The following is a 25,152-nucleotide window of genomic DNA, read 5'->3' as shown; positions in this document are numbered from 1 at the left end:
CGGAAATGATAAATTATGATTGATTAGTTCAACGAGATATAAGTCTGATGTCTTACATCTTCTCTCCTGCCCTCCATAAGTTTCATGAGAAAGCAGGATAAAATACCCTCTTCAGAAGGGTGAGAAGAGATAGATCGGTCTTTTTTCGCGAGACTTTTCTGAAACTTTTAAATTTTATAGGGGGTTATGTTTTGAAGAAGCGCAAAATTGGACTAGCATTGTCCTTAGTCGTAGCAGCAGGAACCATCCTTGGAGCATGCGGCAACTCTGGCTCAAACAGCGGTGAAAGCAAAAAAGATAAAGATCAATTCACTGTTGCAATGGTAACTGATGTCGGTGGTGTCGATGACAAATCGTTTAACCAATCAGCTTGGGAAGGTTTACAAGCATTTGGGAAAGACAACAATCTAAAAAAAGGTAAAAACGGCTTTGATTACTTACAATCTAAATCAGATGCTGACTATACAACAAACTTAAATACACTTGCTCGTGAGAAATTCGACCTGATTTACGGAATTGGTTTCTTAATGGAAGATGCAATTTCTGAAATTGCGGATCAACGTAAGAAAAACCACTTTGCGATCGTTGATGCAGTCGTGAAAAAAGACAACGTAGCCAGCATTGTATTTAACGAAAACGAAGGATCATTCCTTGTGGGTGTTGCGGCTGCTCTTTCTACAAAATCAAACAAAATTGGATTCGTCGGCGGCGTTGATTCTGAATTAGTCAGAAAATTCGAAGTTGGCTTCCGCGCAGGTGTTGAAGCAGCTAACCCGAAAGCAAAAGTTGAAGTGAAATATGCCGGTGCATTCGATAAGGCTGACATCGGGAAAGCAACAGCTGAAAGCATGTACAAATCTGGCGTCGACATCATCTATCATGCTGCTGGCGGCACTGGAACTGGTGTGTTCACAGAAGCGAAAAACCTGAAAAAAGCGGATCCTAACCGTAAAGTTTGGGTTATCGGTGTAGATAAAGACCAGTATGACGAAGGAAAAGTACCTGGAACAAAACAAAGTGTCACCCTTACTTCTATGGTTAAGAAAGTAGACACAGCGGTACAAGACTTAACAACGAAAGCAAAAGAAGGTAAGTTCCCTGGCGGCGAAGTGATCACATACGGTCTGAAAGAAGGCGCTCTTGACATCTCTCCATCTAAGGAAAACCTTGATAAAGATGTATTAAAGAAAGTTGAAGAATGGAAACAAAAAATCATCAAGGGTGAAGTGAAAATCCCTGCAACACGTGATGAACTAAAAGATTTTAAAGCTTAATTTGAGCAGCGGGATAAGCGCGCCTTATCCCCTGCCTCTCCTTTACCTCCTCTTTATTCGTAAAAGGTGGTAAAAGAAAAGCTGCAGCCTCGTTTTGCAGCTTTTCTTTTGCTAGTTTTTATCTTCATCAGCACCCTAAAAAAGGAGCGGTTAAACCTGTGGATTATGTCATTGAAATGTTGAATATACGCAAAGAATTCCCTGGCATTGTAGCAAACGACAACATTACGCTGCAGCTAAAAAAGGGCGAAATTCATGCGCTGCTTGGTGAAAACGGCGCTGGAAAATCAACGCTCATGAACGTGCTTTTCGGACTGTACCAGCCTGAAAAAGGTGAAATCAAGGTACACGGAAAACCTGTGACCATCTCTAGTCCAAATGATGCTAGTGATTTAGGCATCGGAATGGTGCATCAGCACTTTATGCTTGTCGATACCTTCACTGTCGCTGAAAACATCATTTTAGGTAAAGAGCCCAAGAAGTTTGGAAAGATTGACAAAGAACAAGCCATACAGCAAGTACAAGAGCTTTCTGACCGCTATGGTTTGAAAATAGATCCTGCCGCAAAAGTATCTGACATCTCTGTCGGCATGCAGCAGCGTGCAGAAATCTTAAAAACACTTTACCGCGGCGCTGACATTTTGATCTTCGACGAACCAACGGCCGTTTTAACACCTCAAGAAATCAAAGAACTCATACAAATTATGAAAAACTTAATCAATGAAGGCAAATCCATTATTTTAATCACCCATAAGCTGAAAGAAATTATGGATGCCTGTCATCGCGTGACCATTATCCGAAAAGGCCAAGGCATTCGTACACTTGATGTGGAAAGCACAAATAAAGACGAACTTGCAAGCCTCATGGTTGGCCGTGAAGTGTCATTTAAAACAGACAAAAAAGCTGCTTCTCCTGCTGAGGAGGTTCTTCAAATTCAAGACCTCACAGTAAAAGACGCCAGAGGAATTGAAGCGGTCAAACAGTTGAACCTCTCAGTGAAGGCTGGCGAAATTGTCGGAATTGCTGGGGTAGATGGCAATGGCCAGTCTGAATTAATTGAAGCCATTACCGGTCTAAAAAAATCAGATTCTGGCACAATCATGCTAAACGGGAAAGCCATTCAAAATCTCCCGCCTCGCAAAGTGACCGAATCTGGGATTGGACATATTCCTCAGGATCGTCATAAACATGGACTTGTACTCGATTTTTCAATTGGAGAAAACATTTCCTTACAATCGTATTATCAGCGTCCTTATTCTAAATTCGGCTTATTGAATATGAAAAATATTTATCAAAAAGCAAAACGAATCATTGCGGAATATGACGTCAGAACACCGAGTGAATATACAGAAGCACGCGCTCTGTCAGGCGGTAACCAGCAAAAAGCCATTATCGGCCGTGAAGTTGACCGCAATCCTGATTTATTAATTGCCGCTCAGCCGACACGAGGACTTGATGTTGGTGCGATTGAATTTGTTCATAAACGTCTAATCGAGCAAAGAGACGCAGGCAAAGCTGTTTTGCTCATCTCCTTTGAGCTTGATGAAATTATCAATGTCAGTGATAAGATCGCTGTTATTTTCGAAGGCAGCATTGTCGCCATTGTTGATCCAAAAGAAACAACAGAGCAAGAGCTTGGTCTATTAATGGCTGGAAGTACGCAACAGGAAGTGGGGAAAGAAGCAAATGTCTAATCGCTTAACAAATCTGCTGATTCCGCTTATAGCCATTGTACTTGGTCTTTTGGTTGGGGCCATTATTATGCTGGCAAGCGGTTATAGTGTCATCGAAGGCTATAGCGCTCTTTGGAATGGCGTTTTCGGTGAAACCTATTATATGGGAGAAACCATCAGGCAAGTGACGCCTTATATATTATCAGGTCTTGCTGTTGCCTTTGCATTTCGGACAGGCCTGTTTAATATCGGTGTAGAAGGTCAAATGCTTGTTGGCTGGGTAGCTGCTGTATGGATTGGAACAACTGTCCATGCACCTATGTATATTCATCTGCCGCTTGCACTCATCACCGCAGCTGCTGCAGGTGCTTTATGGGGCTTTATTCCTGGTTTTTTAAAAGCTCGTTTTTATGTGCATGAGGTCATCGTTACTATCATGATGAACTACATTGCCCTTCATGTCACAAACTATTTAATCTCAAATGTCTTAACAGATAATAAAGATAAAACAGATAAAATCGATGCCACTGCCTCGCTCCGCTCTGGATTTTTTGAGCAGATCACTGATTTTTCCCGAATGCATAACGGTATTTTTGTTGCCATTATTGCTGCGGTCGTGATGTGGATCATTATTCAAAAAACGTCTAAAGGATTTGAATTACGAGCAGTTGGAATGAACCAGCAGGCATCACAGTATGCTGGTATGAACGTTCGCCGCAATATCATTTATGCGATGCTTATTTCAGGTGCTTTTGCAGGTCTTGCAGGCGCTATGGAAGGTCTTGGTACATTTGAATATGCCTCTATTAAAGGCTCATTTACAGGCGTAGGTTTTGATGGAATTGCCGTCGCTTTATTAGGTGGAAATACGGCTGTTGGTGTTGTCCTTGCTGCATTATTGCTTGGTGGATTGAAGGTCGGTGCATTAAATATGCCGCTTGAATCAGGCGTACCGACTGAGGTTGTTGATATTGTCATTGCGATCATCATTCTTTTTGTCGCCTCAAGCTATATTATCCGTCTTGTGATTCAACAAATGAAGAAAAAGGGGGGAAAATAAGTGGGATTTCTGCAAATACTTGAAATCATCGTCCCAGCTACACTTGTTTATGCTGCACCACTTATTTTAACCGCTCTTGGAGGCGTCTTTTCAGAAAGATCAGGTGTTGTCAATATCGGTCTTGAAGGGTTGATGGTCGTCGGAGCATTTTCCAGTATTATCTTTAACTTATTTTTTGCTGATACGTTTGGAGCCTTGACCCCGTGGCTTGGGCTTCTCGTCGGAATGGCCGTTGGCGGATTGTTCTCACTGATTCATGCAGTGGCGACCATTACCTTCCGAGCTGATCAAACGGTCAGTGGTGTGGCGATTAACATGCTGGCACTTGGCGCTACATTGTTTGTCGTCAAACTGATTTATGGGAAAGCACAAACTGATAAAATTACAGAGCCTTTCTATAAAGGAGATATTCCCCTTTTAAGTGACATTCCGATCATTGGTGATATTTTCTTTAAAGATGTTTATTATACGTCTATACTCGCCTTAGCTCTTGCGGTTGTTGCTTGGTTTGTTTTATTTAAAATGCCGTTTGGTCTCCGTCTTCGTGCAGTCGGAGAGCATCCAATGGCAGCTGATACAATGGGTATCAAAGTGTATCGGATGCGTTACATCGCTGTTTTCATTAGTGGACTGTTTGGCGGTCTTGGCGGAGCTGTTTATGCCTCAACGATCGCGCTTGATTTCTCACATGCCACTATTACTGGACAAGGCTTCATCGCACTAGCTGCGCTTGTATTCGGTAAATGGCATCCATTTGGCGCAATGGGCGCTGCTTTATTCTTTGGATTTGCTCAAAGTTTAAGCATCATTGGCTCTCTCCTGCCGCTGTTCCAAGATATACCGAATGTGTATATGCTCATAGCACCATATGTGCTCACCATTTTAGCACTTACTGGCTTCATCGGACGTGCCGATGCACCGAAAGCACTTGGTACGCCTTATCTAAAAGGAAAACGATAAATACGATGTATGATCAATCCCCTGAAGGACAAACTACCTTCAGGGGATTTTTGTATGATAAAAAACTCAAAAACTCCTGTTTATTTTACTTTTATTACACTTATTTTAGTTTAATAAATAGATGAGTGTCACAGAATCTTCTACAATTGAGACAAATAGCATTTGGGGGTGTTTATGTGGCTAATGCACAACAATTGAAATCGATTACAGACGATTCTGACAATAATAAAAGCGTTTTCCGTAAGATCATGTCTTGGAAAATTGGTGTTATTGATCTACCTGTGTATTTAGTACTTGCAGCGATTATTTTAACTGCCGCTTATTTTAATAAAATTCCAGCAAATATGCTTGGTGGTTTCGCTGTTATTATGATTTTGGGGATTTTCCTTGGAGATGTAGGACAACGTATTCCAATCTTAAAAGATATTGGTGGACCGGCGATTCTTTCTTTATTCGTACCATCGTTCCTGGTCTTTTTTAATGTTCTGAATCCGAACTCATTGGAAGCGGTTACGTCTCTTATGAAAACGTCGAACTTCCTTTACTTCTATATCTCTGCTCTTGTAGTAGGTAGTATTCTTGGGATGCAGCGAACTGTTTTAGTACAAGGCCTTATTCGTATGTTTGTTCCTCTCGTTGCAGGTACAATTGCAGCTGTGAGTGCTGGTATCCTTGTTGGCCTTTTAGTTGGTTTCACACCGCATCATTCATTCTTCTTTATTATTGTACCGATTATTGCCGGTGGTGTTGGAGAAGGGATTTTGCCATTATCTATCGCTTATTCACAAATTCTTGATGTATCAGCAGAGTCATTAATTTCTCAATTAATTCCTGCGGCTGTCATTGGGAACGTCATTGCCATTATCTGTGCTGGCGCATTGAAGAAGCTTGGTGAGAAACGTCCTGAACTAAACGGGAATGGCCGTCTTGTGAAATCTAAAGAAGCAAACGAAATTTTCGAGCAGCCAGATTTGGATGCAAAAGTTGATTTCGGGTTAATGGGTGCTGGTGTACTTGTTGCTTGTACAACCTTTATCTTTGGTGGTTTGTTAGAAAGCTTTGTTCATATTCCAGGTCCAATCTTAATGATTGTTCTTGCCGCTTTAATCAAATACTTAAACGTGATGCCTCAACATCTTCAAAACGGCTCACAACAGTTCTACAAGTTTGTATCAAAAAGCTTTACATGGCCGCTGATGGTTGGTCTTGGTATTCTATACATTCCACTTGATGATGTAGCAACTGTCATCTCGATTCCATTCGTATGCGTATGTATCGCTGTTGTACTCGCAATGGTTGGTTCTGGTTACTTCGTTGGAAAACTAATGAACATGTATCCAGTAGAATCTGCTATTGTCACTGGCTGTCACAGCGGACTTGGCGGTACTGGTGACGTTGCAATTCTTTCAGCTTCTGGAAGAATGGGTCTTATGCCTTTCGCACAAGTATCTACACGACTTGGCGGAGCAGCAACTGTTATCTGTGCAACGATCTTACTCAGAGTGTTTAGTTAAACTACCACACATAAAAAGCATGGGCTCTCACATGGGCCCATGCTTTTTTTATATTTCTTTTCTCCTATAGGATCTTATTCATCAGCTAATACAATTCGTAAATATTCCCTGGGCTGAAAAGGATACAGCTTGGTTTCTTGATAGCTCATGTGAAGAAGATGCTCAGAAAACAGCGGCCATTCACTCCCGGCCTGCCACCTTTTTTGATCATTTCGGTCAATCAAGAATGCTCCTCCTAAAATCGTGCAGAATAGGCTTAAGCTGATGGCGATCTTTCGTTTCATTTGATCAGCTCCTTTAAGAAAAGCATGTACGAAAAACAAAACAATATACAATGAGTATCATTTTTGATAAAATTATTTTTGTGGTCAAAAGAACCTAAAACAAATACAGTTTGCTTGAAATCGTTTCAAACCAATGCACTATGGCTGTATTTACGCTATAATTTTAATTACCAGTTCTTTAGAACGTGAATTTATATTGATCAAAGGAGGTTCATTTTCTTGCAGCTTATTCACTTCGCCATCCTATCACCTTTTTTACTCGCTTTTGTTGTACCTTTCCTTTACAAATATGTGAGGCGTATACATACAGGATGGTTTGTTCTCATCTTGCCGATTCTTTTATTTACCTATTTCATCCAAATGTTACACATCACTTCGAATGGACGAACGCTTTTCTCACAGGCTGAATGGATTCCATCTTTAGGGATGAATTTCACTGTGTATGTCGATGGTCTCAGCCTGTTATTTGCTTTATTAATTACAGGTATCGGCTCACTAGTGGTGCTGTACAGTATTTTCTACTTATCAAAGGAAAAAGAACAGCTTGGCTCTTTCTACACGTATTTGCTCATGTTTATGACCGCGATGCTGGGTGTCGTTCTTTCTGACAACATGGTGGTTTTATACTTGTTTTGGGAGTTAACAAGTATCTCTTCCTTCCTCTTAATTGGGTATTGGTATAAGCGGGAGCGCTCTCGGTATGGAGCAACGAAATCACTGCTTATTACTGTTTTTGGCGGATTAGCTATGCTTGGTGGCTTCATCCTCATTTACCTGATTACTGATTCATTCAGTATTCGTGAAGCAGTCAATCAGCTTCAGCTCATTATGGCATCACCTTACTTTATCCCTGCCATGATCCTAATCTTACTAGGTGCCTTTACGAAATCAGCGCAGTTCCCATTCTATATCTGGCTGCCTGATGCAATGGAAGCACCGACCCCTGTGAGCAGTTATCTGCATTCTGCTACGATGGTGAAAGCCGGTATTTATCTTGTTGCCCGCTTCAGTCCAATCTTTGCTATATCAGAGGTATGGTTCTGGACCATTTCCATCGTTGGGCTTGTCACATTATTCTGGGGATCATTCCACGCCGTCCGGCAAAACGATTTGAAAGCCATTCTGGCCTATTCGACAGTGAGCCAGCTCGGCATGATTATGCTCATGCTTGGCGTCGGTGCAGCTGCAATTCATGAAAACAATCCTGCCTTTTTTGGTGCAGCCGTTCTTGCAGCTATTTTTCACCTCATTAACCATGCTACGTTTAAAGGCAGTCTCTTTATGGCAGCTGGTATTATCGATCATGAAACAGGGACTCGTGACATTCGGAAATTAGGCGGATTAATGACGATCATGCCGATTACCTTCACAATTACGTTAATCGGTACATTTTCAATGGCCGGATTACCGCCATTTAACGGTTTCTTAAGTAAAGAGCTATTTTTCACAAGTATGATACGGATTTCTGATATCAGCTTTACAGACGTTTCAATATGGGGTGCCATCTTCCCAGCACTCGCTTGGCTCGCTAGTGTCTTTACGTTCATTTATAGTATGATGCTCCTCTTTAAAACGTTTAGAGGCCGTCTGAATATAGACCAATTGGAGAAAAAACCGCATGAAGCACCGATCGGCATGCTCATTCCGCCCATCATTCTAGCTGCACTTGTGGTCACCTTCTTCTTTTTCCCTAATATTCTTGCCTATTCTGTCATTGAACCTGCAATGGCAGCGATCATTCCTGAAGCGATTGAAACAGGAAGCCGTTTTTCTGTGAAAATTGAAGCATGGCATGGCTTCCAGCCAGAGCTCTATATGACAATAGGTGTTGTTGTACTCGGCACAATCGGCTACTTGACGCTTTCAAAATGGCGTCCAATGTACAACATCTTTAAGGAAAAGTGGTCATTTAACGCTTTATACGACCGCTCTCTTATCGGTTTAGAAAAAGGTTCATACCGCCTGACAAACAGTTATATGACTGGTTTTCTTCGTGACTATCTTGTCTATGTGTTTGGGTTCATGATTATCGTCATTGGCGGCGTGATGTTTTATCAGCAGGCCTTTTCATTTCAAACTGATCAGGCTGCCTCAATTGGCACGTATGAGGTGATTCTTTCACTTGTGATGGTGGCGGCGACGATTGCCACAGTATTCGCAAGTTCACGATTAACAGCTATTATTGCACTAGGTGTCATGGGCTACACGCTGTCATTATTCTTCGTGATTTTCAGAGCACCTGACCTTGCGCTAACGCAGCTGATTATTGAAACGATTTCTGTCGCACTGTTTTTGCTTTGCTTCTATCATTTGCCAAAGCTGAGCTTAAAACAAAAAACAAGAAGATTCAAAATGACCAATTTCATCATTTCATTAGGAGTTGGGGTTGTTGTCACTTGTCTAGCTTTCGCTTCCACAAGTCAGCAGTCACTTGACACCATCTCAACTTACTTTATTGAAAACAGCTACAAACTTGCTGGCGGTGACAATATTGTCAATGTCATTCTTGTAGATTTCAGGGGCTTTGATACCCTTTTTGAAATTACCGTGCTCGCCATTGCGGCACTTGGTATTTATGGGTTATTAAAAACACAAGCAAAACGGAAGAGAGGTGTGCGGCGATGAGAAAGATTGATACGAATGATATGCTTTTGCAAGTCACAACAAAAATCACAGCATTCATCATCTTGCTTTTCTCCCTTCACCTATTTCTTGCGGGGCATAACAATCCTGGCGGCGGATTCATTGGCGGGCTGATGAGTGCTGCGGCTGTCGTTCTTCTGCTTTTAGCCTATGATCTGAAGACAGTAAGACGCATTTTGCCATTTGATTTTATTTATGTAACTGGAGCCGGTTTGCTTGTTGCAATCCTGACCGGTATGGGATCCTTTCTATTCGGTGCACCTTTTCTATCCCATGCATTTGATTATTTTCAATTACCGTTTTTAGGGAAAACAGAACTGGCGACAGCCGTCCTGTTTGATATCGGTGTGTATTTGGTTGTTGTCGGTGTCACCATGACCATTATTCAAATGATTGGAGAGAAGGAATAATGGAATTTCTAATGTCTATTATCGTCGGAATTATTTTTATGGCGGCGACCTATTTGATGCTGTCAAAGAGCCTTCTGCGGGTCATCGTCGGTACTGCTGTTTTGAGTCACGGCGTCCACTTGCTTCTTTTAACAATGGGCGGTTTAAAAAAAGGAGCGCCTCCCGTTCTAAAAGAGGGGCTCACATCCTATGTGGATCCATTGCCACAAGCATTAATTTTAACAGCCATTGTCATTGCTTTTGGTGTGACATCCTTATTACTTGTCATGGCCTTCCGTGCCTTCCAAGAGCTGCGAACAGATGACATGGATCAAATGAGAGGAAATGATCAGCATGAATAATCTCGTGATCCTGCCTATATTAATTCCATTACTAGCTGCTACACTATTGATCTTTATGAATAAAAACATCATGCTGTCAAGAGTCTTTAGTGTCTTGGCATCTCTTTCAGCCATTATATGTAATGCATATTTGGTTCAAACGATTTTCACAAATGGGATACAAACCCTTTATTTGGGCGGCTGGAAAGCGCCATTTGGGATTGCCCTTGTGGCCGATCAATTTGCTGCACTCCTTGTGCTGACCGCTTCCGTTGTCGGGCTTGTGACAGTCCTCTTCTCCTTTCAAACGATTGGGGAAGAAAGAGAGCGGCTCTTCTATTATTCTGGCGTACAGTTTTTGTTAGCTGGCGTGAGCGGAGCCTTTTTAACGGGAGATATTTTCAACCTGTTTGTATTCTTTGAGTTACTGCTGATGGCATCTTATATGCTTATTGTATTAGGCGGATCAAAGCCTCAGCTTCGTGAATCACTCAAATATATTGTGTTTAATATCATCTCGTCGGCCTTATTTATTGTTGGAGTCGCCTGTTTATATGCAGTGACGGGTACGCTCAATATGGCTGATTTAAGTGTGAAAATAGCTGAATCAGGACAAACAGGGCTAATCACTGTTATTTCCATCCTGTTCCTCATTGTATTCGGCTTAAAAGCTGGGATTTTCCCGCTTTATTTCTGGCTGCCAGGATCGTATCACGCGCCTCCAGCAGCGATTTCAGCTCTATTTGGGGCTTTGCTCACTAAGGTTGGCTTATATGCGATCGCAAGAGTCTTTACATTAATTTTTATACACGATACAGGCTTCACCCATACACTCATGGCGTGGCTTGCCGCACTGACGGTGATATTCGGTGTGATAGGCTCGATCGCCTATTCTGATGTGCAAAAGATCGTGATTTATAACATTGTCACAGCTGTTGGGGTCATTTTGTTTGGATTTGCAGCCAACACACCTGCATCACTCCAAGGTGCCATTTATTATCTCATTCACGACATGGTGATCAAAGGGGCATTATTTATGCTGGCAGGTGCCCTCTTTGTGTATGCTGGTACAAATCAACTGAAAAAAATGGGCGGACTGATTCAATCCCAGCCTCTATTAGGATGGATGTTTTTCATATCGGCTTTATCGCTTGCAGGAATTCCGCCGCTGAGTGGCTTTGTTGGAAAACTAAAAATTGTGGAAGGTGGATTTTCTGCTGGATACATGACGTTTTCTATCCTGGTCTTACTGTCCAGTCTCCTTGTTCTCTACTCTATTATGAAGATTTTCATGTCCGCATTTTGGGGCGAGGAACAGGATATGCGAAGAAGAAAGCCGTCAATTAAAGGAATGGTGTATCCTGGCGTACTGCTTGTCGTCTTATCGCTTGCCATTGGGTTAGGGACAGAGTTCATTGCCCCTTATATCAATCAAGCAGCGGAAATGCTCTCAACACCAGAAAAATATATTCAAGCTGTGCTGAAGGAGTAGATGAACATGGCCTTTCAAATATTACTAAACGCTCTCCTCGCCTTTACATGGATGTTTATGAATGATACATACAGAGCCGCAGACTTTGTATCAGGTTTTGCATTAGGAATGATCGCCATTTTTATGCTGCGTCGATTTTTCCCGCAGCGTTTTTACGGCTATGCCCTTTATGCAATTTTCAAGCTGATCATCATTTTCATTCGCGAGCTGCTTCTTGCCAATTTAAGTGTATTAAAGACTGTATTATCTCCAAAGCTCAAGATTAAGCCCGGTATTTTCGCCTTTCGTACGGACTTGAAAACAGATTGGGAAATCACCATACTGTCAAATATGATTACATTGACACCAGGTACACTAGTGATTGATATTTCCGATGATCGGTCCATTTTATACATTCATGCGATGGATATTGAAGATGCTGAAAAAGCCATTCACGATATCCGGGTTTCATTTGAAAAAGCGATTCAGGAGGTGAGCGGTAAGTAATGGAACTCATTTTGCAAATGTCACTTGGCATTCTGGCACTGTCTACTTTGCTTTTTGTGATACGAGTGATCAAAGGTCCCTCTATTCCTGATCGTGTAAGTGCGCTTGATGCGATAGGAATCAATTTAATTGGGATGACAGCCATCGTTTCAATTTTACTGAAAACGACTGCATTCTTTGAAATTATTTTACTGCTCGGCATCCTTGCCTTTATCGGTACTGTCGCTTTTTCCAAATTCCTTGAGAAAGGGGAAGTGATTGAAAATGATCGTCATCGCTAAAGCCATCGTGATTTTCTTTATCCTGCTAGGCGCTATCCTTTGTTTGATTTCAGCCATTGGTGTCCTTCGCCTGCCGGATGTTTACACACGTATGCATGCTGCATCAAAAGCATCGACCCTTGGTGTTGTTCTCATTTTAGTAGGTGTGTTTTTTCACGAATGGTTTCTTGCAGGCGTTATTTCTGCAAAAATCCTACTCGGCATCGTATTTATCTTCCTGACAGCACCAGTCGGCGCACACTTAATCGGAAGAGCCGCCTACAATACTGGTGTTAAGCTCGACAAACGCAGTGTCCAAGATGATTATGGCGGTTTCCGTAACTTTGTGATTAAGCGAAAAGAAGATTCTTATTTATAAAAAGCAAAAAAGAATGGCCTGACATGTTAGGCCATTCTTTTTTTACCTCTCAACAGCATACAAAAAAAGCTTCCGCTGCACCGGGAGCTTTTTTATATGCGATCAATGACAGCAAGTGTGCATCTTGACGTACAGATGTGCCGGTCTCGATCATCTTTTATATCGATTTGAAATACCATTGTACGCCGTCCTACATGTACAGGAACAGCTGTCGCTGTCACAACTCCATCGCGTACAGATTTTAAATGATTGGCATTGATTTCAATACCTGAGCAAACTTGCTGCGTTAAGTCTAAATGAGCCGCAGCCCCCATGCTCGCCACTGTTTCTGCTAGAGCAGCAGATGCTCCTCCGTGCAGCAGTCCAAATGGCTGTTTTGTTCTGTGATCGACTGGCATTGTTGCAACGCATCGTGATTTATTGCACTCTACAATTTCAATGCCTAGTGCCTCAAGCAGTGTATTTGATCCGCTCACATTCATTAAGGCCCTCTCCCTTCACACGTTTACAGCACACTTTCAGACTTGGCAATTAACACCGCTTCTGTACGAGATCCAACATTCAGCTTATTAAAGATGGATGTCAAACTGTACTCAATTGACCGTTTGCTCAAATGAAGCACATCGGCAATCTCCTGGTTCGTGTATCCTTTTTCCACTTCTCTAAGGATCAAACACTCCCGTTCGGTTAAGAGATCGTGATCAGTCTGCTGCGCCTGTTCTGGCTTTTCTTGCTGCTGTGAAATTAATTTCTTTAAATAGGACAGCTGAATGACAACTTCCCCTTGCAATGTCCGGTGTATGTATTCAATAATTTTGTCTTTCGTCTCTGTTTTGCTAATTGCACCGTGTAATCCAGCCCGAATAGCCTCTTCAAAATAATCATCTACTTCATACCCTGTATAAATGATAATTTTCACTTGATGGTTGGTTTCTAAAATTTGTTTCGCAATGTCCATTCCATTGATATCCCCGAGATTTAAATCCATTAAAATCACATCATAGATGGAAAAGTCATGCGTCTTTAAAAAGGCGGCTTCTGCATCAGGACTTAAACAATCGACTGATAGCTGCTGGTCTGATTCTAATATGCTTTTTGTCCCTTCCATGACAGCCGGATGATCATCAATGACCAATATCTTCTTCATGTCTTCCTCCCTTTAAATCACTCACTTCCATTTTATATAAAAGACTTGGCTGATGCCAAGTCTTAATCCTTAATAAATCGTTACAATTCCATTTCAATTTTCACCTTAAGCCCTTTTTCCGGGGCTGTGTGAATTTGAAGCTTTCCATTTAACGCTTTCACTCGTTCTCTAATTCCCGATAGCCCCATGCTCATTGTGTGCTGATCAAGATGACTGGCATCAAAACCGACTCCATCATCCTCATAGTGAAGAACAACCTGATCTTTAATACAAATCAGCATCACTAACACTTGAGTGGCTTTTGAGTGCTTCAGGGCGTTGGATAACAGCTCCTGAACAATTCGGTAAATATTCAGCTGTGAATCAATATCAATGTCCAATTCTTTATCAAAGCGTGTCGTATTCAGCCTAATATGAAACGGCGCTTCCTCCTGAATTTGAGAAGTCAGCTTCGATATCGCCTTTACTAAACCTAAATCATACAGCAGCTGCGGGCGAAGCTCATGACACGTTTCTCTCGTCGTTTGAATCACTTTGGACATTTGATCATTCCATGAGATAAGCGAATTTTCAATAGATGTCGGGCATTGGTTGTTTTGGAAATTCGTTAAAAACATCTCCGACTGCCTTTTTAGTGATATTAAGTCCTGCAGCACGGAATCATGAAGATCTCTCGCTAAATCTGAACGCTGCTTTTCTTCCATAGCAAACATGATTTTCTTCAGCCATGCAGGATTGGCCTCGCGCTGTTTCAAATCATCAAGATGCTCCATCAACTCTTCGATTTTGACGACATTTTCTAAACTGACACTTGTATAAAAGGCTAATGTTTTTAGCCAAGAAATCTCATCACGCGTTAATTTCGGTGTCTGTATATTGGATAAGCAGCAAATGATAAACGAGTGACCGCCCCGTTCGCCAATTTTCATCATAAACCCTTTATCAAGCTCAATAATTTTCCCGACTTCACCTAAAATATCTTGAAATTGATCCACGTATTCTTTCCATAGCTTACTATCATTTGTTGATTCATCAATTTCAATAATTTGTCCGTCAGCTTTCACCTCAAGCACAAAGGCTTTATTCACAACAAGCACTTCTAAAATGGTGTATTTCAAATGATACAGCACTTGATGAAGTGATGACGCCTCACGAATGAGCTGCGTGAATTTAAACACACTGTCCTGGTAATTATGCTTTTCTGAAAAACGCTTCAGACGGAAGCGGAAATCTAGAATTTCTTTGAAATAGAATACAGCCAACATGAGTGTATAGGTGATTAATGCGAGCTTCAGTGTGTACTTCAAATCTTCTGGTTTTTGCAGAATGTAAAACGTGACAACAACAAAAACGGTCGGTGTAATGGCAAGAAACCCATAGTATTTCAGTCTGCCTATCAAAAAATCCATATTGTAAAGCTTGTTCGTCATAAATTGATACACGAGTGAAAAAGGAATGAGCAAGACAAAAGAAGTTAAGAAAAAGGGATCTACCACATAAATACGAAACAAAACATATGGAATTGCAAATAAAAAGATAAATGGACAAAATGCTATGATATTTATCATGACAAAAAACTTTAAAACAGACCCCTGCTCTGTCTCTTTATATTTCCGCATTCCATTGATAATCACTTTGAATGACATGATAATAGAAGCGAAAAAGAATAAAAGATTTAAACTTGGCATGTATCTGGCTATCGCTGAATCAATCGGAACAAATAACTCTATTACTAGATTAATTATAGGAAGACTATATAAAAAGCGAATTGTTTTTTGAGTCGTTATATGCAGGTCAAACTCTTTGAAATACTGATAAATGAAATGAATATAAAAGACAAATACACTTGATAAACAAAATGTAATTACATAATGGCTAAATCTTTCACCAATACCTGAAGTACCTGCACTAAGATATCCGATACAAATCGTTAATAAAAATACAACTAAAAGAAATGCTGATTTTCGTTGGGCCTCTTTGTTAATTCGAATGATAAAGAAGATACAAAATAAACAAATTGAATACAGGATGAGAGGAATTATATAGACAAATAAACTTTCTTGACCAATCAATGTCTTATTTTTTAGGGTGATCATTTGGTTGCCTCTTTGAATATCAATTCTTTGCACATTCCTAAGCTCACCATTGATCAAATGATCTTTGTTGTTAGCAGGTTCCCCATTGATTTTAAGTATAATATCTCCTTCTTCTAATCCTGATGTGTAGGCTAAAGAAAGATACTCAACTTTGACAACTTCTGCTTGACCGTTCTTGTTCTCCGCTACACGTGCTCCATTAAAAATATCAAATACATAAATATATGAAACATAGATCACAAATAAAAAAGACAGAAAAACTAAAAAAGCAGATAGTTTCGTATAAGTTATCTTCATGTAAAAAACATCCTTAACTGGAGAACTTTTAAATCATTTTTAAATGAATAGTATCATTTATAGTACCATATATAATCTGCAGACATTTGCCCTTTTTTAATCCCCTGAATGATTGCTTGCATGGTTTGCTCATCTGTGTGAATTAAACTTGCATTCCCTAAGTCCAATTCATTCACAACACCAGGATTTTTGACTAAATATGCAATAACATTTTGAATGTTCAATCATTGCCCTCCTTTGTCATAAATGCACATAATTGTTCCTTCTTCTTCCCCGGTAAATCAAGTTGTTCAATTCCTTGCTTCATTTTTAACAGCATAATCTCTCTCATCGATACCATGTACTGAGTCAAACCAGCTTCAAGTAACTTCTGCTTCAGTTGAAACGGCTTTTGCTCTGACTCATCCAGCCGCTTAGAAAAAAAGGAAAGAAGCTCTTGACTGGCATCGTTAAAACGTCTTTGTAAATAACTGAATGCCAGCGTTTGTTTTTTTTGAAAATCTCCGTTTGATTTTGAAAATAACGCAAAAAAATCGTTACTGATCTGTTCAGCAACACCATAATATATCGAATAAGATTCCACAGTGGCGTTTATTTTTCCTGTCGCTAAATAAACACCCAATACGCTAGAAATAGCTGTTAAAGATCCTGATTTTTTCTTTAAAACCTCTACACACTCTTCTTCTGTTCCATGCAAATGACGCAAATCCTCGTGCTGCCCTTCCATTGACATTTTAATGAAATGGAACAGTTTCTCTAATAGTTGAGAATTATTTTCACATATTGATGTGATGAATTGGATACTCACCGTATACAAATACGTAGAAGCATTGATGGCCACTCCTTGATCGACGTTCATCCAAGGATACGAATCATTGTCTTGATCTTCAATATCATCTAATATATCGGCAGATAAAATGAGAAGTTCAATCCCTGCTGCCAGTTTTGTAATCGCTTGCTTGTCTTGTCCGCCAAATGCCTCATAATGCTGGTAAGCCAATTGACCAAGAGGAAATTCTTTTTTTCTATCTGTAAATTCAAGAAGCAGCTTTTGTAAATCATTCTGCCTGACTGCATGTTGAATAAAATCAGACATATTCTGCTTGATTTTTGTATTCTCTAGATAGTTTAGCATACTCGATCTTGTACCTCACCCTTTCGTCTTTTATTTTACTAAAAAGACATGAGCAAATGTCCACTGACATCACTATTTAACAATTATATAATAATATATCCTTTTTTTGTATGTATTTGGATAAAAAAAAGACTTGATGATTATCAAGTCTTTAAGAAATTTTCACATATTCATATTTGTCGTATTGATCAATGCTTTTGTTAATGTTATGAAGAGAAGCCGTTGTTTCTCTGATTTCGTTTTCAAGTTTCCATAATAATTGTTTAAGTTCTTCGATTTCATACTTTTCCATCGATTCCACTCTCCTTTTTTGGAAGATCAATGTATTTGTGTATGGTGATTGGGTCATAAGTATTTGATCTGTTACTAACAGTGTAAATGTAATTGAGTATTTTTTCACCGAAAAGTATGCACAAAACGTGTGCGTGATACCGCAAAATTCAATAGGTCTTTTTTCATCATTTTCTGACTTTTCAAATCATACTTTTATCTCAATTTCAAAGGAATTGCGTCATTTTTGCGACAGGAATAGGCATCATTCGTCACACTTCTCTCCCGATAGAACGTACGATCCCCTCTGTATCTTCGGTTTTGCGTGTCATAGGCCAGATGACAGACGCTATTGTGGACACCGCAATTTTTTGGCGACATTCACCGAAATTGACCGCAAAAGTACCTATTTTTATGCTGGAATTACAAAGCTAGAAAGATCATTTTGATTCTTTATTCTGATTTTCTACATACATTTAGAACAGATATCCGTCCAATTTCACGTCAATGAGAGAAGAGGTGACCATGTGTTTTACTATGTTCCTTATCCTGCTTTGCCGGTTCCCGCAATGAGCCACGCATACCCGCCGCGCACGCCAATGACTTTTCCTCCAGTAGATGCCCACTCATTTCAACGAGCCGCAAAGGAATCGGCCCGTCTCGTTGCTGATGCTTCACTCATCACGCAGCAAATTTCAAGCTCCCTTCCGTTTGCGCAGCGCATCATGGAGGCTGCTGAGCGCTCTGATTCCACAAGTGTGAGCCGAATGCTGAAGCAAATTGGTGTGAAAAGCGGCATTGATATCCGCTTTAGTCCAGAAGGGATTCGAATCTACTTGTCTCTTGCCTCCAGCAGACTTTTTCTTCTTTTAAAGTGGGCATGACAAAGAAAAAGCCGCTCTCACACGAGCGGCTTTTCTTAAGATTCAAACATTTTATGGCACCATTCAATGGCTTCTATATAACACCCATAGGCTTCCTGTTTCGGGAGATTTCCATCTAACATTTCATCATCCCATTCATTTCGTTCAATACGTTTGGCCACACCTAGCACAAAAGAATAATCATTTTCATAGCCAAGCAGTGCCTCACCAACTTCATCAGAAAGCGGCAGTTCCTTTACAAGTTCTGTGATATCTGCCCTGACAAGCGTATCAATGAGAGAAAACATACCTGTCAGCATATAAGAGGCGGGGTGCTCTCGTTCAGTACGAGAAGCAATCAGTTCACACGTTTTGGCACGAATGAATGACATTTTGATAATTTCTTTTTGGCTTGAGTTAGCTTGGACATTCAGTTCTTTAAATGAAAGGATAAAGATCCAGCGCCGAATTTCATTAAACCCAAGCAGGATAATCGCCTGCCGGATACTTTTAATTTGATAAAGACGTCTCATGCCGCCTGAATTCAGCATTTTTAATAATTGATATGATAGCGAAAGGTCACTTTCAATAAAATGAGTCACGGTCTGGATATTCGGCTGGTCCTTGCTTAACTCATTTAAAAGCTGATGGTACGCATGGAAGCTGGTCGATAATGCTCGTCCCGATATCACATGCGGCTCACTAAAGAAATACCCTTGAAACAAGTGGAAGCCCGCTTCTAGTGCCTCTTCATATTCTCTTCTCGTTTCTACCTTTTCTGCTAGGAATCGAAGGCGATACTTTTTATACGAATGCAGAATATCTCTTCGTTCTTGCGATGTGGTTTTCAGAAAGTCAATTTTTAAAATATCTATGCAATAGAGGAGTTCCTCAAGCAGCTTGTCACTATAATGTGTTCCGTTTAGGAAGAAATCATCGAGTGCAATCGTATATCCCCATTTTTTTAACTGCTTACATCTCATAATAAGTGCCGGGGTAATCGGTACATTTTCTAATATCTCGATCACAAGCTGATGCGGATCAAAATAGGTGAGCAGATCAGATGAAAGTAAGCTTTCGGTGAAATTAATATAGCATCGTTTTCCTTCTGTCAGTGTTTCGATGCCGATATTTAGAAAACTATTGATAATGAGGTCCGTTGTCGCTTGATCACCGTCTTCAGCGCTATATGTATTGGTTTCACTATCTCTATAAAGCAGCTCATATGATACGACTTGTTCTTTTCTGTTAAAAATAGGCTGTCTCGCAACAAACACCCTCAACTGCTCCAATCCTCCTTTATGCCATGACAAACAAGATGTGCTTTCAGTATACCAAATGATTGCGCTTTTAGTTCAATTTCAATCGGTCAAAATAAAAAAAAGAGACCACCTGGCTTGATGGTCTCCCTTTCTTCAAATCATTCGCTTTCATAAAGCTCTTTTTTGATTTTATTTTTCACATCATGGATAAACTGCATTTTATTATCCCAGCATTTTTGACTCAAATCGACTGGATATTCTTCTGGTTTGCTGATTCGTTTGTATTCCTCCCAGAAGAGTCTAAGACTGTCCTGCACGTAGGCTTGAATCGTTTGAATATCTGGATTGTCATAGACAAGTTTTCCTTGCTCAAAAATCGGGACGTGAAGATCTTTCGCCACAAAGTTTGTCACGAATTTACTAATAAATGTATGCACAGGATGGAACATTTTTAGTTTATCCTCACTATGAACATCTTCCTCTTCAAGCGCAATGTAGTCACCCTCAGAATGATGATTCAATTGATTGATAATGCGGTACACACGTTTACGGCCTGGTGTTGTCACTTTCTCTGGGTTGGATGAAATTTTGATGGTATCATTCATTTTGCCGTTTTCTTCAATGGACACCAGTTTATACACTGCACCGAGGGCTGGCTGATCGAATGCTGTGATCAGTTTTGTTCCAACACCCCACACATCAATTTTGGCGCCCTGTGCCTTTAAGTTCATAATGGTGTGTTCATCAAGATCGCTTGATGCAATGACTTTGGCATCATGGAATCCTGCTTCATCCAGCATTGTTCTAGCTTTTTTAGACAAGTATGCAAGGTCTCCGCTATCAAGTCTGACACCAATGAAGTTGATTTTGTCTCCAAATTCTTTCGCTACCTTAATCGCATTCGGAATACCTGATCTGACAGTATCATACGTATCGACTAAAAAGACACAGTCTGTATGTGTTTCAGCATATTTTTTAAATGCTGTATATTCATCGCGGTATGCTTGTACAAGTGCGTGAGCATGTGTTCCTGATACTGGAATGTTGAAGCGTTTCCCAGCACGAACATTACTTGTCGCCTGAAAGCCGCCGATGAGTGCCGCTCTTGCTCCCCACATCGCCGCATCCATTTCATGCGCACGTCTTGTTCCAAATTCTAATGCTGTCTCATCTTCAATGATTCCTTTAATTCGAGCCGCTTTTGTTGCAATCAGCGTCTGGAAATTCACGATATTGAGCAATGCCGTTTCAATTAACTGAGCTTCAACAAGCGTTGCCTCGATGCGCATAATCGGTTCATTCGCAAAGACAATTTCCCCTTCTCGCATTGAATGAAGTGTACCTGTAAAGGACAATCCGCTTAAATAGTCAATGAAATCGCTTTTATAACCGAGCTCATCTTTTAAATACGCCAGATCGCTTTCGGTGAAGGAAAAGTCCGATAAATATTCAATCGCTTTCTCTAAGCCAGCAAATACAGCGAAGCCATTGTCAAATGGAAGCTTTCTAAAGAAGAGTTCAAAGACTGCCTTCTTCTCATGAATGCCGTCTCTCCAATACGTTTCTGCCATGTTAATTTGATAAAGATCTGTATGTAGTGATAAACTGTCGTCATTAAACCGATGCTCCAACTTCCATTCTCCTTCCCTTACTTAACCACTTTCGCACCAAGCGACTGCTCAAAGTGAGAAAGTGCCCACTCGTGCCCCGCTTCATTAAAACTCGCCACAGCATTTTGGTGAATCACAAGTTCAAAGCCTTTATTGTACGCATCAACAGCTGTATGAAGTACACAAATATCGGTACATACGCCGGCTAAGTGAAGTTCCGTGATGCCGCGCTCGCGCAGTTTCATTTCTAATTGAGTGCCTGCAAAAGCAGAGTATCTTGTTTTTTCCATATAGTAGATATGTTTTAAATGTTTTGACGTGTGAAATAGTGAACTTAGTTGTCCATAAAGTTCAATACCCTCTGTTCCACGAATATTATGGGGCGGAAATAACTTTGTCTCTGGATGAAAAGGGTCCTCTTCTTCATGATGATCGACAGCAAAGACGACAAAGTGGCCTTCATCAATAAATGAAGAAGTGATCTCTGTGATCTTAGACTCAATCGCCTGTCCAGGCTTTCCGCATGTCAGTTTTCCATCGTTTGCAACAAAATCAACTGTATAATCAATACAAATCAACGCTTTGCCCATCCGCATCTCTCCCATATGCTCTTTTGAATCATTATAGCTTATTCATTTCACTAGGGAAACCTATTCAACAGATTCATGAGAAAAAGCTTTTTGAAACAGCTCATCCTCTATATAGATATGCTCCTGATTGACCGCACCAGGCATCTCTATGACAAGACCAAAAGGAGAGTGTGCTTCGTGATGATTCACCACTTTAAAGGAACATCCAGCGGCATTTGCCATTTTCACATATTGAGAATAAGAAGCATAAGACAGTTCACCATTTAAAAGAAGGGAGGCCTGTCGATTGGCCTTCAATACTTGTTCCACCTCTTGATACGGTTTATTTCTTGATACCTGTCCCTTTGTCAGGGCGAGAAGCGCTCGTTCCCTTAATGAACCAAGAAACATCCTTCGTTCATCAGGTTTTGTTTCAGCATGTCCAAATATCCCTTGCTGCAAATAAAAGTCTACGGATTCTTCTTTCATCGCTGTATTCACTCCTGGTTTCTAAATTTACATTTCTGTGACCCAGTGCACAATTTTGAGTGCGAGGTCACGGGCTTCGTCTGTTTCTACTCTTTCCATTAAGGATTGTTCAAGCGTATGGATGAGCTGCTCCTTTTCGTCCTCATACGCAATGGAAATACTCCATTCAATGTCAGGTACGGCTACAAGCGTTTTATATTCTTTTTTATTTTCATGTAAATATACATTGTAGGTCTTTGGTTGTCCGCTTGTGATGTGTGCTTTTCTAATTTTCATTTGACTCAATTCACACCTCTTTTTTCTTCTTACATCCATATCTATTGTACCATAAAAAAAGACAGCTTCTGAAAAGGAATTCCCTTTCAAAGCTGGCTATGCATTAAAGCTCTTTTGCTGGCTGATCAGGTCTATATCCCACATAAACGTAACGTTTGGACTGCTAAAAAATTGGACAAAGTCCCCTGCATTATAGGTACCTGATCCACCGGCGGAGTGATCGACACTTTTTGGCGAAATGGCAAAAACATCACCGAAATGTGCAGAACCATTTCCAATCACACGGTCAATATGAATAGGTCCAACAATCGCTGGCATCTTTCCACCACCTTTTCTCCCCACATCATATGCCCAGCTCAAAAATACGTGTATGAAAAATAAAAAAGACAGCTGATCTGTGAGTATCAGCTGTCTTCCTATGCATTAAATGATTGAGGCTGGCCAAACAAAGTAAAGTCCCAAAGCATCGTGGCATTCGGATCACTTGTAAGTGACATATAATCACCTGAATTAAAGGCTCCCGCACCGCCAGTAGAGTGGTCTACAGCCAAAGGAGCAATGGCCAGGACATCACCGAAAGTAGCTGCACCGTTTCCTCCTAACGACTCGATATGAATAGGTCCAACGATTGCAGGCATCAGAATCTCCCCCTATCTGCTTATCTCAATCATCTTATGCAAGTAGGGAAAAGGTGTGCATCTGTCCTAGACGTTTAAATGCTGTTCTTTGCGAGATCGCTGACGCAGCTGCACCAATCTGACAATATTCAAGGTGATAGCTTTAAGCAGTGCATAGACAGGGACCGCAAAGATCATGCCAAGGATTCCGCCAAAGCTTCCTGCCCCAATTAATAGCAGGATAATGGTCAAAGGATGTGTGTTGAGGCGTTTTCCAATGATCAATGGAGAAATGACATTTCCGTCAATTTGCTGAACGACAAGAATGACAATGACTGTCACCACCGCTTTTCCAGGCGAATCAAGAAACGCAATAAGCACAGCTGGTGCCGCGCCAAGATATGGCCCAAGGTACGGAATCACATTTGTGACCGCAATGATAATGCCGAGAATGAGCGCATATTTCACACCGATTAATAAGTATCCGATAAAACAAGCCACTCCAACAAATAAACAGACAACAATCTGCCCTTGTATGTAAGCCGCAAGTGTATCGTTTAATTCTTTAAAGATTTTCAACCCTTCCTTACGGTAAGGCATTGGCAAAAATTGAACGAGCTTGTCCGGAAACTTATGTCCGTCTTTCAACATATAAAACAAAATGAACGGAACTGTGATCACAGCTAAAGCAATATTGGCAATCACGCCAAACACAGCAGACATGCTTGAAGCAATATTTTCCGGCAAACCTTTTAATGTTGAAACAATTGTCTGTTCAAACTTCGAGACGGAGACATAATCTTGGTTCATCATCCAAGTGAATGTTTTAGAATGCGAGAAGTCGTTGATAAATTTCTGCATATCAGTCACATAACCAGGGAAGCTTTTGACAAGTCCACCGACCTGCGTGACAATAACCGGTCCCGCAGCATTCACAATGAACGTGATGAGTCCGATGAACAAAAGATAAATGATCAGGATAGCAAGTGTCCTAGGAATTTTCTTGGACAAAAATCGAACAATTGGATTAAAGATGAAAAAGAGAATTCCAGCCAGCAAGATGGGAACAAACAAGGTGGATGCAAATAAAATAATCGGCTGAAATAAAAACGAAACCTTTGTTGATACATAAACAATGAGTAAAACAAGTAATATTTGGAATGTCCAAAAATGAACTTTAGATTTTAACAAAGATGCTCCTCCTGTTACGTATTGATCTTATTAAAAAACTACTATTCAACCCACCTTCTGTCAACTGCTTCTTGTTTTAGAACCTTATTTTTTGTAAAAAAAAGAACAATTGGTATATCATGCACTTTTTCCAGATATACATTCTGTAAGCATGAAAAAAGCAGACACCTTTGCGTCTGCTTGTTACACTCTTTCACTGTGATCAGGCATCACCGATACAATTTGCTGGATCCGCACATAAAAAACTGATTTTGCCCCTGCCTCAATGACAATATGATCCGGCATGACTTCTTTCAATTTTCCACGCACCGTATCTTTCACTGTTTGAACAATTAATCTCATACCGATTACTTTCTGCAATGTTTGATAAACATATGGATCAACTAATGAAACAAGCTGTGGACTTCCTTGTTGTGCCATCCTACCTGCCCCTTTACTTGTGTATTTACCCACAGCGTATGCAATGACCCATGTGAATGTCACTCAGGGCAAACCCACAACATAAATACCATATTTTAACATTTTATGTTATTTTACATCTTTTGGAAGTATAATAGATTGGTGCTGCCAACAAT

Annotated in this window: 29 protein-coding genes; 13 read left to right on the top strand and 16 right to left on the bottom strand. The window is 40.5% G+C overall.

The window, feature by feature from the left end:
• The first annotated feature begins 191 nt into the window (after positions 1 to 191).
• The 5 genes from M1D84_RS04320 to M1D84_RS04300 all read left to right on the top strand — a co-directional run bounded on the left by M1D84_RS04320 (position 192) and on the right by M1D84_RS04300 (position 6,481).
• The gene (locus tag M1D84_RS04320) at positions 192 to 1,274 is read left to right on the top strand and encodes a BMP family lipoprotein (protein ID WP_024425935.1); all 1,083 of its coding nucleotides are present in this window, start codon (positions 192 to 194) and stop codon (positions 1,272 to 1,274) included.
• Positions 1,275 to 1,432: 158 nt separating this feature from the next.
• The gene (locus tag M1D84_RS04315) at positions 1,433 to 2,968 is read left to right on the top strand and encodes an ABC transporter ATP-binding protein (RefSeq protein ID WP_024423309.1); all 1,536 of its coding nucleotides are present in this window, start codon (positions 1,433 to 1,435) and stop codon (positions 2,966 to 2,968) included.
• Positions 2,961 to 4,007, top strand: a complete 1,047-nt coding sequence (locus M1D84_RS04310) for an ABC transporter permease (protein WP_025094189.1) — start codon at positions 2,961 to 2,963, stop codon at positions 4,005 to 4,007. Before M1D84_RS04315 ends, M1D84_RS04310 begins: the two co-directional genes overlap by 8 nt.
• Positions 4,008 to 4,967, top strand: a complete 960-nt coding sequence (locus M1D84_RS04305; protein WP_024423311.1) for an ABC transporter permease — start codon at positions 4,008 to 4,010, stop codon at positions 4,965 to 4,967. It abuts the gene before it with no gap.
• A 176-nt stretch (positions 4,968 to 5,143) separates the two neighbouring features.
• Positions 5,144 to 6,481 carry a 2-hydroxycarboxylate transporter family protein gene (locus M1D84_RS04300; protein WP_024425937.1) on the top strand — a complete coding sequence of 446 codons (1,338 nt, stop codon included), beginning with the start codon at positions 5,144 to 5,146 and terminating at the stop codon, positions 6,479 to 6,481.
• A 74-nt stretch (positions 6,482 to 6,555) separates the two neighbouring features.
• Here M1D84_RS04300 and M1D84_RS04295 read toward each other — a convergent pair whose 3' ends face one another.
• Positions 6,556 to 6,765, bottom strand: a complete 210-nt coding sequence (locus M1D84_RS04295) for a hypothetical protein (protein WP_024423313.1) — start codon at positions 6,763 to 6,765, stop codon at positions 6,556 to 6,558.
• A gap of 219 nt (positions 6,766 to 6,984) precedes the next feature.
• On the opposite strand from M1D84_RS04295, the gene M1D84_RS04290 reads away from it, so the two are divergent.
• From M1D84_RS04290 to mnhG, 7 genes are read left to right on the top strand one after another with little or no spacing between them, the layout of a single operon-like run.
• Positions 6,985 to 9,390 carry a Na+/H+ antiporter subunit A gene (locus M1D84_RS04290; protein WP_151863251.1) on the top strand — a complete coding sequence of 802 codons (2,406 nt, stop codon included), beginning with the start codon at positions 6,985 to 6,987 and terminating at the stop codon, positions 9,388 to 9,390.
• On the top strand, positions 9,387 to 9,818 hold the full coding sequence (locus tag M1D84_RS04285) for a Na(+)/H(+) antiporter subunit B (RefSeq protein WP_024423315.1): 432 nt from the start codon (positions 9,387 to 9,389) through the stop codon (positions 9,816 to 9,818). The genes M1D84_RS04290 and M1D84_RS04285 overlap by 4 nt, the downstream gene beginning before the upstream one ends.
• The gene (locus M1D84_RS04280; protein ID WP_024423316.1) at positions 9,818 to 10,159 is read left to right on the top strand and encodes a Na(+)/H(+) antiporter subunit C; all 342 of its coding nucleotides are present in this window, start codon (positions 9,818 to 9,820) and stop codon (positions 10,157 to 10,159) included. Before M1D84_RS04285 ends, M1D84_RS04280 begins: the two co-directional genes overlap by 1 nt.
• Positions 10,152 to 11,630: a Na+/H+ antiporter subunit D gene (locus M1D84_RS04275; protein WP_024423317.1), complete on the top strand. Its 1,479-nt coding sequence runs from the start codon at positions 10,152 to 10,154 to the stop codon at positions 11,628 to 11,630. Before M1D84_RS04280 ends, M1D84_RS04275 begins: the two co-directional genes overlap by 8 nt.
• 6 nt (positions 11,631 to 11,636) lie before the next feature.
• Positions 11,637 to 12,116: a Na+/H+ antiporter subunit E gene (locus M1D84_RS04270; RefSeq protein ID WP_024423318.1), complete on the top strand. Its 480-nt coding sequence runs from the start codon at positions 11,637 to 11,639 to the stop codon at positions 12,114 to 12,116.
• The gene (locus tag M1D84_RS04265; protein ID WP_024425942.1) at positions 12,116 to 12,397 is read left to right on the top strand and encodes a Na(+)/H(+) antiporter subunit F1; all 282 of its coding nucleotides are present in this window, start codon (positions 12,116 to 12,118) and stop codon (positions 12,395 to 12,397) included. The genes M1D84_RS04270 and M1D84_RS04265 overlap by 1 nt, the downstream gene beginning before the upstream one ends.
• On the top strand, positions 12,381 to 12,755 hold the full coding sequence (gene mnhG / locus M1D84_RS04260; RefSeq protein ID WP_024423320.1) for a monovalent cation/H(+) antiporter subunit G: 375 nt from the start codon (positions 12,381 to 12,383) through the stop codon (positions 12,753 to 12,755). The genes M1D84_RS04265 and mnhG overlap by 17 nt, the downstream gene beginning before the upstream one ends.
• A gap of 92 nt (positions 12,756 to 12,847) precedes the next feature.
• Here mnhG and M1D84_RS04255 read toward each other — a convergent pair whose 3' ends face one another.
• The 6 genes from M1D84_RS04255 to degQ form a co-directional block, all read right to left on the bottom strand.
• Positions 12,848 to 13,237: a hotdog fold thioesterase gene (locus M1D84_RS04255; RefSeq protein ID WP_044332441.1), complete on the bottom strand. Its 390-nt coding sequence runs from the start codon at positions 13,235 to 13,237 to the stop codon at positions 12,848 to 12,850.
• A gap of 23 nt (positions 13,238 to 13,260) precedes the next feature.
• Positions 13,261 to 13,902 carry a response regulator transcription factor gene (locus tag M1D84_RS04250; RefSeq protein WP_024423322.1) on the bottom strand — a complete coding sequence of 214 codons (642 nt, stop codon included), beginning with the start codon at positions 13,900 to 13,902 and terminating at the stop codon, positions 13,261 to 13,263.
• Positions 13,903 to 13,982: 80 nt separating this feature from the next.
• Positions 13,983 to 16,295 (bottom strand): ATP-binding protein, encoded by a 2,313-nt coding sequence (locus M1D84_RS04245; RefSeq protein WP_024423323.1) that lies wholly within the window; start codon positions 16,293 to 16,295, stop codon positions 13,983 to 13,985.
• A gap of 53 nt (positions 16,296 to 16,348) precedes the next feature.
• Positions 16,349 to 16,519, bottom strand: a complete 171-nt coding sequence (comX, locus tag M1D84_RS04240; RefSeq protein ID WP_073207246.1) for a competence pheromone ComX — start codon at positions 16,517 to 16,519, stop codon at positions 16,349 to 16,351.
• Positions 16,516 to 17,430, bottom strand: a complete 915-nt coding sequence (locus tag M1D84_RS04235; RefSeq protein ID WP_024423324.1) for a polyprenyl synthetase family protein — start codon at positions 17,428 to 17,430, stop codon at positions 16,516 to 16,518. Before M1D84_RS04235 ends, comX begins: the two co-directional genes overlap by 4 nt.
• 151 nt (positions 17,431 to 17,581) lie before the next feature.
• Complete coding sequence (degQ, locus tag M1D84_RS04230; protein WP_003213123.1) at positions 17,582 to 17,722, bottom strand: degradation enzyme regulation protein DegQ; 141 nt, start codon at positions 17,720 to 17,722, stop codon at positions 17,582 to 17,584.
• 505 nt (positions 17,723 to 18,227) lie between these two features.
• Here degQ and M1D84_RS04225 point away from each other — a divergent pair.
• Positions 18,228 to 18,584: a hypothetical protein gene (locus M1D84_RS04225; protein WP_024423325.1), complete on the top strand. Its 357-nt coding sequence runs from the start codon at positions 18,228 to 18,230 to the stop codon at positions 18,582 to 18,584.
• 35 nt (positions 18,585 to 18,619) lie between these two features.
• On the opposite strand, the gene M1D84_RS04220 is transcribed toward M1D84_RS04225, so the two are convergent.
• The 9 genes from M1D84_RS04220 to M1D84_RS04180 all read right to left on the bottom strand — a co-directional run bounded on the left by M1D84_RS04220 (position 18,620) and on the right by M1D84_RS04180 (position 24,997).
• The gene (locus M1D84_RS04220; protein ID WP_342493908.1) at positions 18,620 to 19,846 is read right to left on the bottom strand and encodes an EAL and HDOD domain-containing protein; all 1,227 of its coding nucleotides are present in this window, start codon (positions 19,844 to 19,846) and stop codon (positions 18,620 to 18,622) included.
• A gap of 137 nt (positions 19,847 to 19,983) precedes the next feature.
• Positions 19,984 to 21,396 (bottom strand): nicotinate phosphoribosyltransferase, encoded by a 1,413-nt coding sequence (locus M1D84_RS04215; protein ID WP_458106462.1) that lies wholly within the window; start codon positions 21,394 to 21,396, stop codon positions 19,984 to 19,986.
• Positions 21,397 to 21,473: 77 nt separating this feature from the next.
• Positions 21,474 to 22,025, bottom strand: a complete 552-nt coding sequence (locus M1D84_RS04210; protein ID WP_149126319.1) for a cysteine hydrolase family protein — start codon at positions 22,023 to 22,025, stop codon at positions 21,474 to 21,476.
• Positions 22,026 to 22,085: 60 nt separating this feature from the next.
• Positions 22,086 to 22,493: a YueI family protein gene (locus tag M1D84_RS04205; RefSeq protein WP_024423329.1), complete on the bottom strand. Its 408-nt coding sequence runs from the start codon at positions 22,491 to 22,493 to the stop codon at positions 22,086 to 22,088.
• A gap of 27 nt (positions 22,494 to 22,520) precedes the next feature.
• Positions 22,521 to 22,769, bottom strand: coding sequence for a YueH family protein (locus tag M1D84_RS04200; RefSeq protein ID WP_024423330.1), 249 nt, complete (start codon positions 22,767 to 22,769; stop codon positions 22,521 to 22,523).
• 96 nt (positions 22,770 to 22,865) lie between these two features.
• Positions 22,866 to 23,087 carry a spore germination protein gene (locus M1D84_RS04195; protein ID WP_024425952.1) on the bottom strand — a complete coding sequence of 74 codons (222 nt, stop codon included), beginning with the start codon at positions 23,085 to 23,087 and terminating at the stop codon, positions 22,866 to 22,868.
• Between the two features lie 98 nt (positions 23,088 to 23,185).
• A complete protein-coding gene (locus tag M1D84_RS04190) occupies positions 23,186 to 23,407 on the bottom strand; it encodes a spore germination protein (RefSeq protein WP_003213446.1) in 222 nt (73 codons plus the stop codon).
• Positions 23,408 to 23,473: 66 nt separating this feature from the next.
• Entirely contained in the window at positions 23,474 to 24,577 is a 1,104-nt protein-coding gene (locus M1D84_RS04185; protein ID WP_024423333.1) for an AI-2E family transporter, read from the bottom strand.
• A 183-nt stretch (positions 24,578 to 24,760) separates the two neighbouring features.
• On the bottom strand, positions 24,761 to 24,997 hold the full coding sequence (locus M1D84_RS04180; RefSeq protein WP_024423334.1) for a YuzF family protein: 237 nt from the start codon (positions 24,995 to 24,997) through the stop codon (positions 24,761 to 24,763).
• Positions 24,998 to 25,152: the final 155 nt, after the last annotated feature.

Source organism: Bacillus sp. PK5-006, from assembly GCF_054161415.1.
Note: the sequence above shows the minus strand (reverse complement) of the source record. Positions and strands in the feature narration are given on the sequence as shown.

Bases quoted from the DNA above. Each gene is read 5' to 3' on its own strand.
- M1D84_RS04205 (WP_024423329.1), bottom strand. From the start codon at position 22,493: ATGAAAGAAGAATCCGTAGACTTTTATTTGCAGCAAGGGATATTTGGA.
- M1D84_RS04190 (WP_003213446.1), bottom strand. From the start codon at position 23,407: ATGCCTGCAATCGTTGGACCTATTCATATCGAGTCGTTAGGAGGAAAC.
- M1D84_RS04295 (WP_024423313.1), bottom strand. From the start codon at position 6,765: ATGAAACGAAAGATCGCCATCAGCTTAAGCCTATTCTGCACGATTTTA.
- M1D84_RS04210 (WP_149126319.1), bottom strand. From the start codon at position 22,025: ATGGGCAAAGCGTTGATTTGTATTGATTATACAGTTGATTTTGTTGCA.
- M1D84_RS04270 (WP_024423318.1), top strand. From the start codon at position 11,637: ATGGCCTTTCAAATATTACTAAACGCTCTCCTCGCCTTTACATGGATG.
- M1D84_RS04265 (WP_024425942.1), top strand. From the start codon at position 12,116: ATGGAACTCATTTTGCAAATGTCACTTGGCATTCTGGCACTGTCTACT.
- mnhG (WP_024423320.1), top strand. From the start codon at position 12,381: ATGATCGTCATCGCTAAAGCCATCGTGATTTTCTTTATCCTGCTAGGC.
- M1D84_RS04235 (WP_024423324.1), bottom strand. From the start codon at position 17,430: ATGCTAAACTATCTAGAGAATACAAAAATCAAGCAGAATATGTCTGAT.
- M1D84_RS04285 (WP_024423315.1), top strand. From the start codon at position 9,387: ATGAGAAAGATTGATACGAATGATATGCTTTTGCAAGTCACAACAAAA.
- M1D84_RS04195 (WP_024425952.1), bottom strand. From the start codon at position 23,087: ATGCCAGCGATTGTTGGACCTATTCATATTGACCGTGTGATTGGAAAT.
- M1D84_RS04280 (WP_024423316.1), top strand. From the start codon at position 9,818: ATGGAATTTCTAATGTCTATTATCGTCGGAATTATTTTTATGGCGGCG.
- M1D84_RS04250 (WP_024423322.1), bottom strand. From the start codon at position 13,902: ATGAAGAAGATATTGGTCATTGATGATCATCCGGCTGTCATGGAAGGG.
- M1D84_RS04215 (WP_458106462.1), bottom strand. From the start codon at position 21,396: ATGGCAGAAACGTATTGGAGAGACGGCATTCATGAGAAGAAGGCAGTC.
- M1D84_RS04180 (WP_024423334.1), bottom strand. From the start codon at position 24,997: ATGGCACAACAAGGAAGTCCACAGCTTGTTTCATTAGTTGATCCATAT.
- M1D84_RS04310 (WP_025094189.1), top strand. From the start codon at position 2,961: ATGTCTAATCGCTTAACAAATCTGCTGATTCCGCTTATAGCCATTGTA.
- M1D84_RS04275 (WP_024423317.1), top strand. From the start codon at position 10,152: ATGAATAATCTCGTGATCCTGCCTATATTAATTCCATTACTAGCTGCT.
- M1D84_RS04245 (WP_024423323.1), bottom strand. From the start codon at position 16,295: ATGAAGATAACTTATACGAAACTATCTGCTTTTTTAGTTTTTCTGTCT.
- degQ (WP_003213123.1), bottom strand. From the start codon at position 17,722: ATGGAAAAGTATGAAATCGAAGAACTTAAACAATTATTATGGAAACTT.
- M1D84_RS04255 (WP_044332441.1), bottom strand. From the start codon at position 13,237: ATGAATGTGAGCGGATCAAATACACTGCTTGAGGCACTAGGCATTGAA.
- M1D84_RS04200 (WP_024423330.1), bottom strand. From the start codon at position 22,769: ATGAAAATTAGAAAAGCACACATCACAAGCGGACAACCAAAGACCTAC.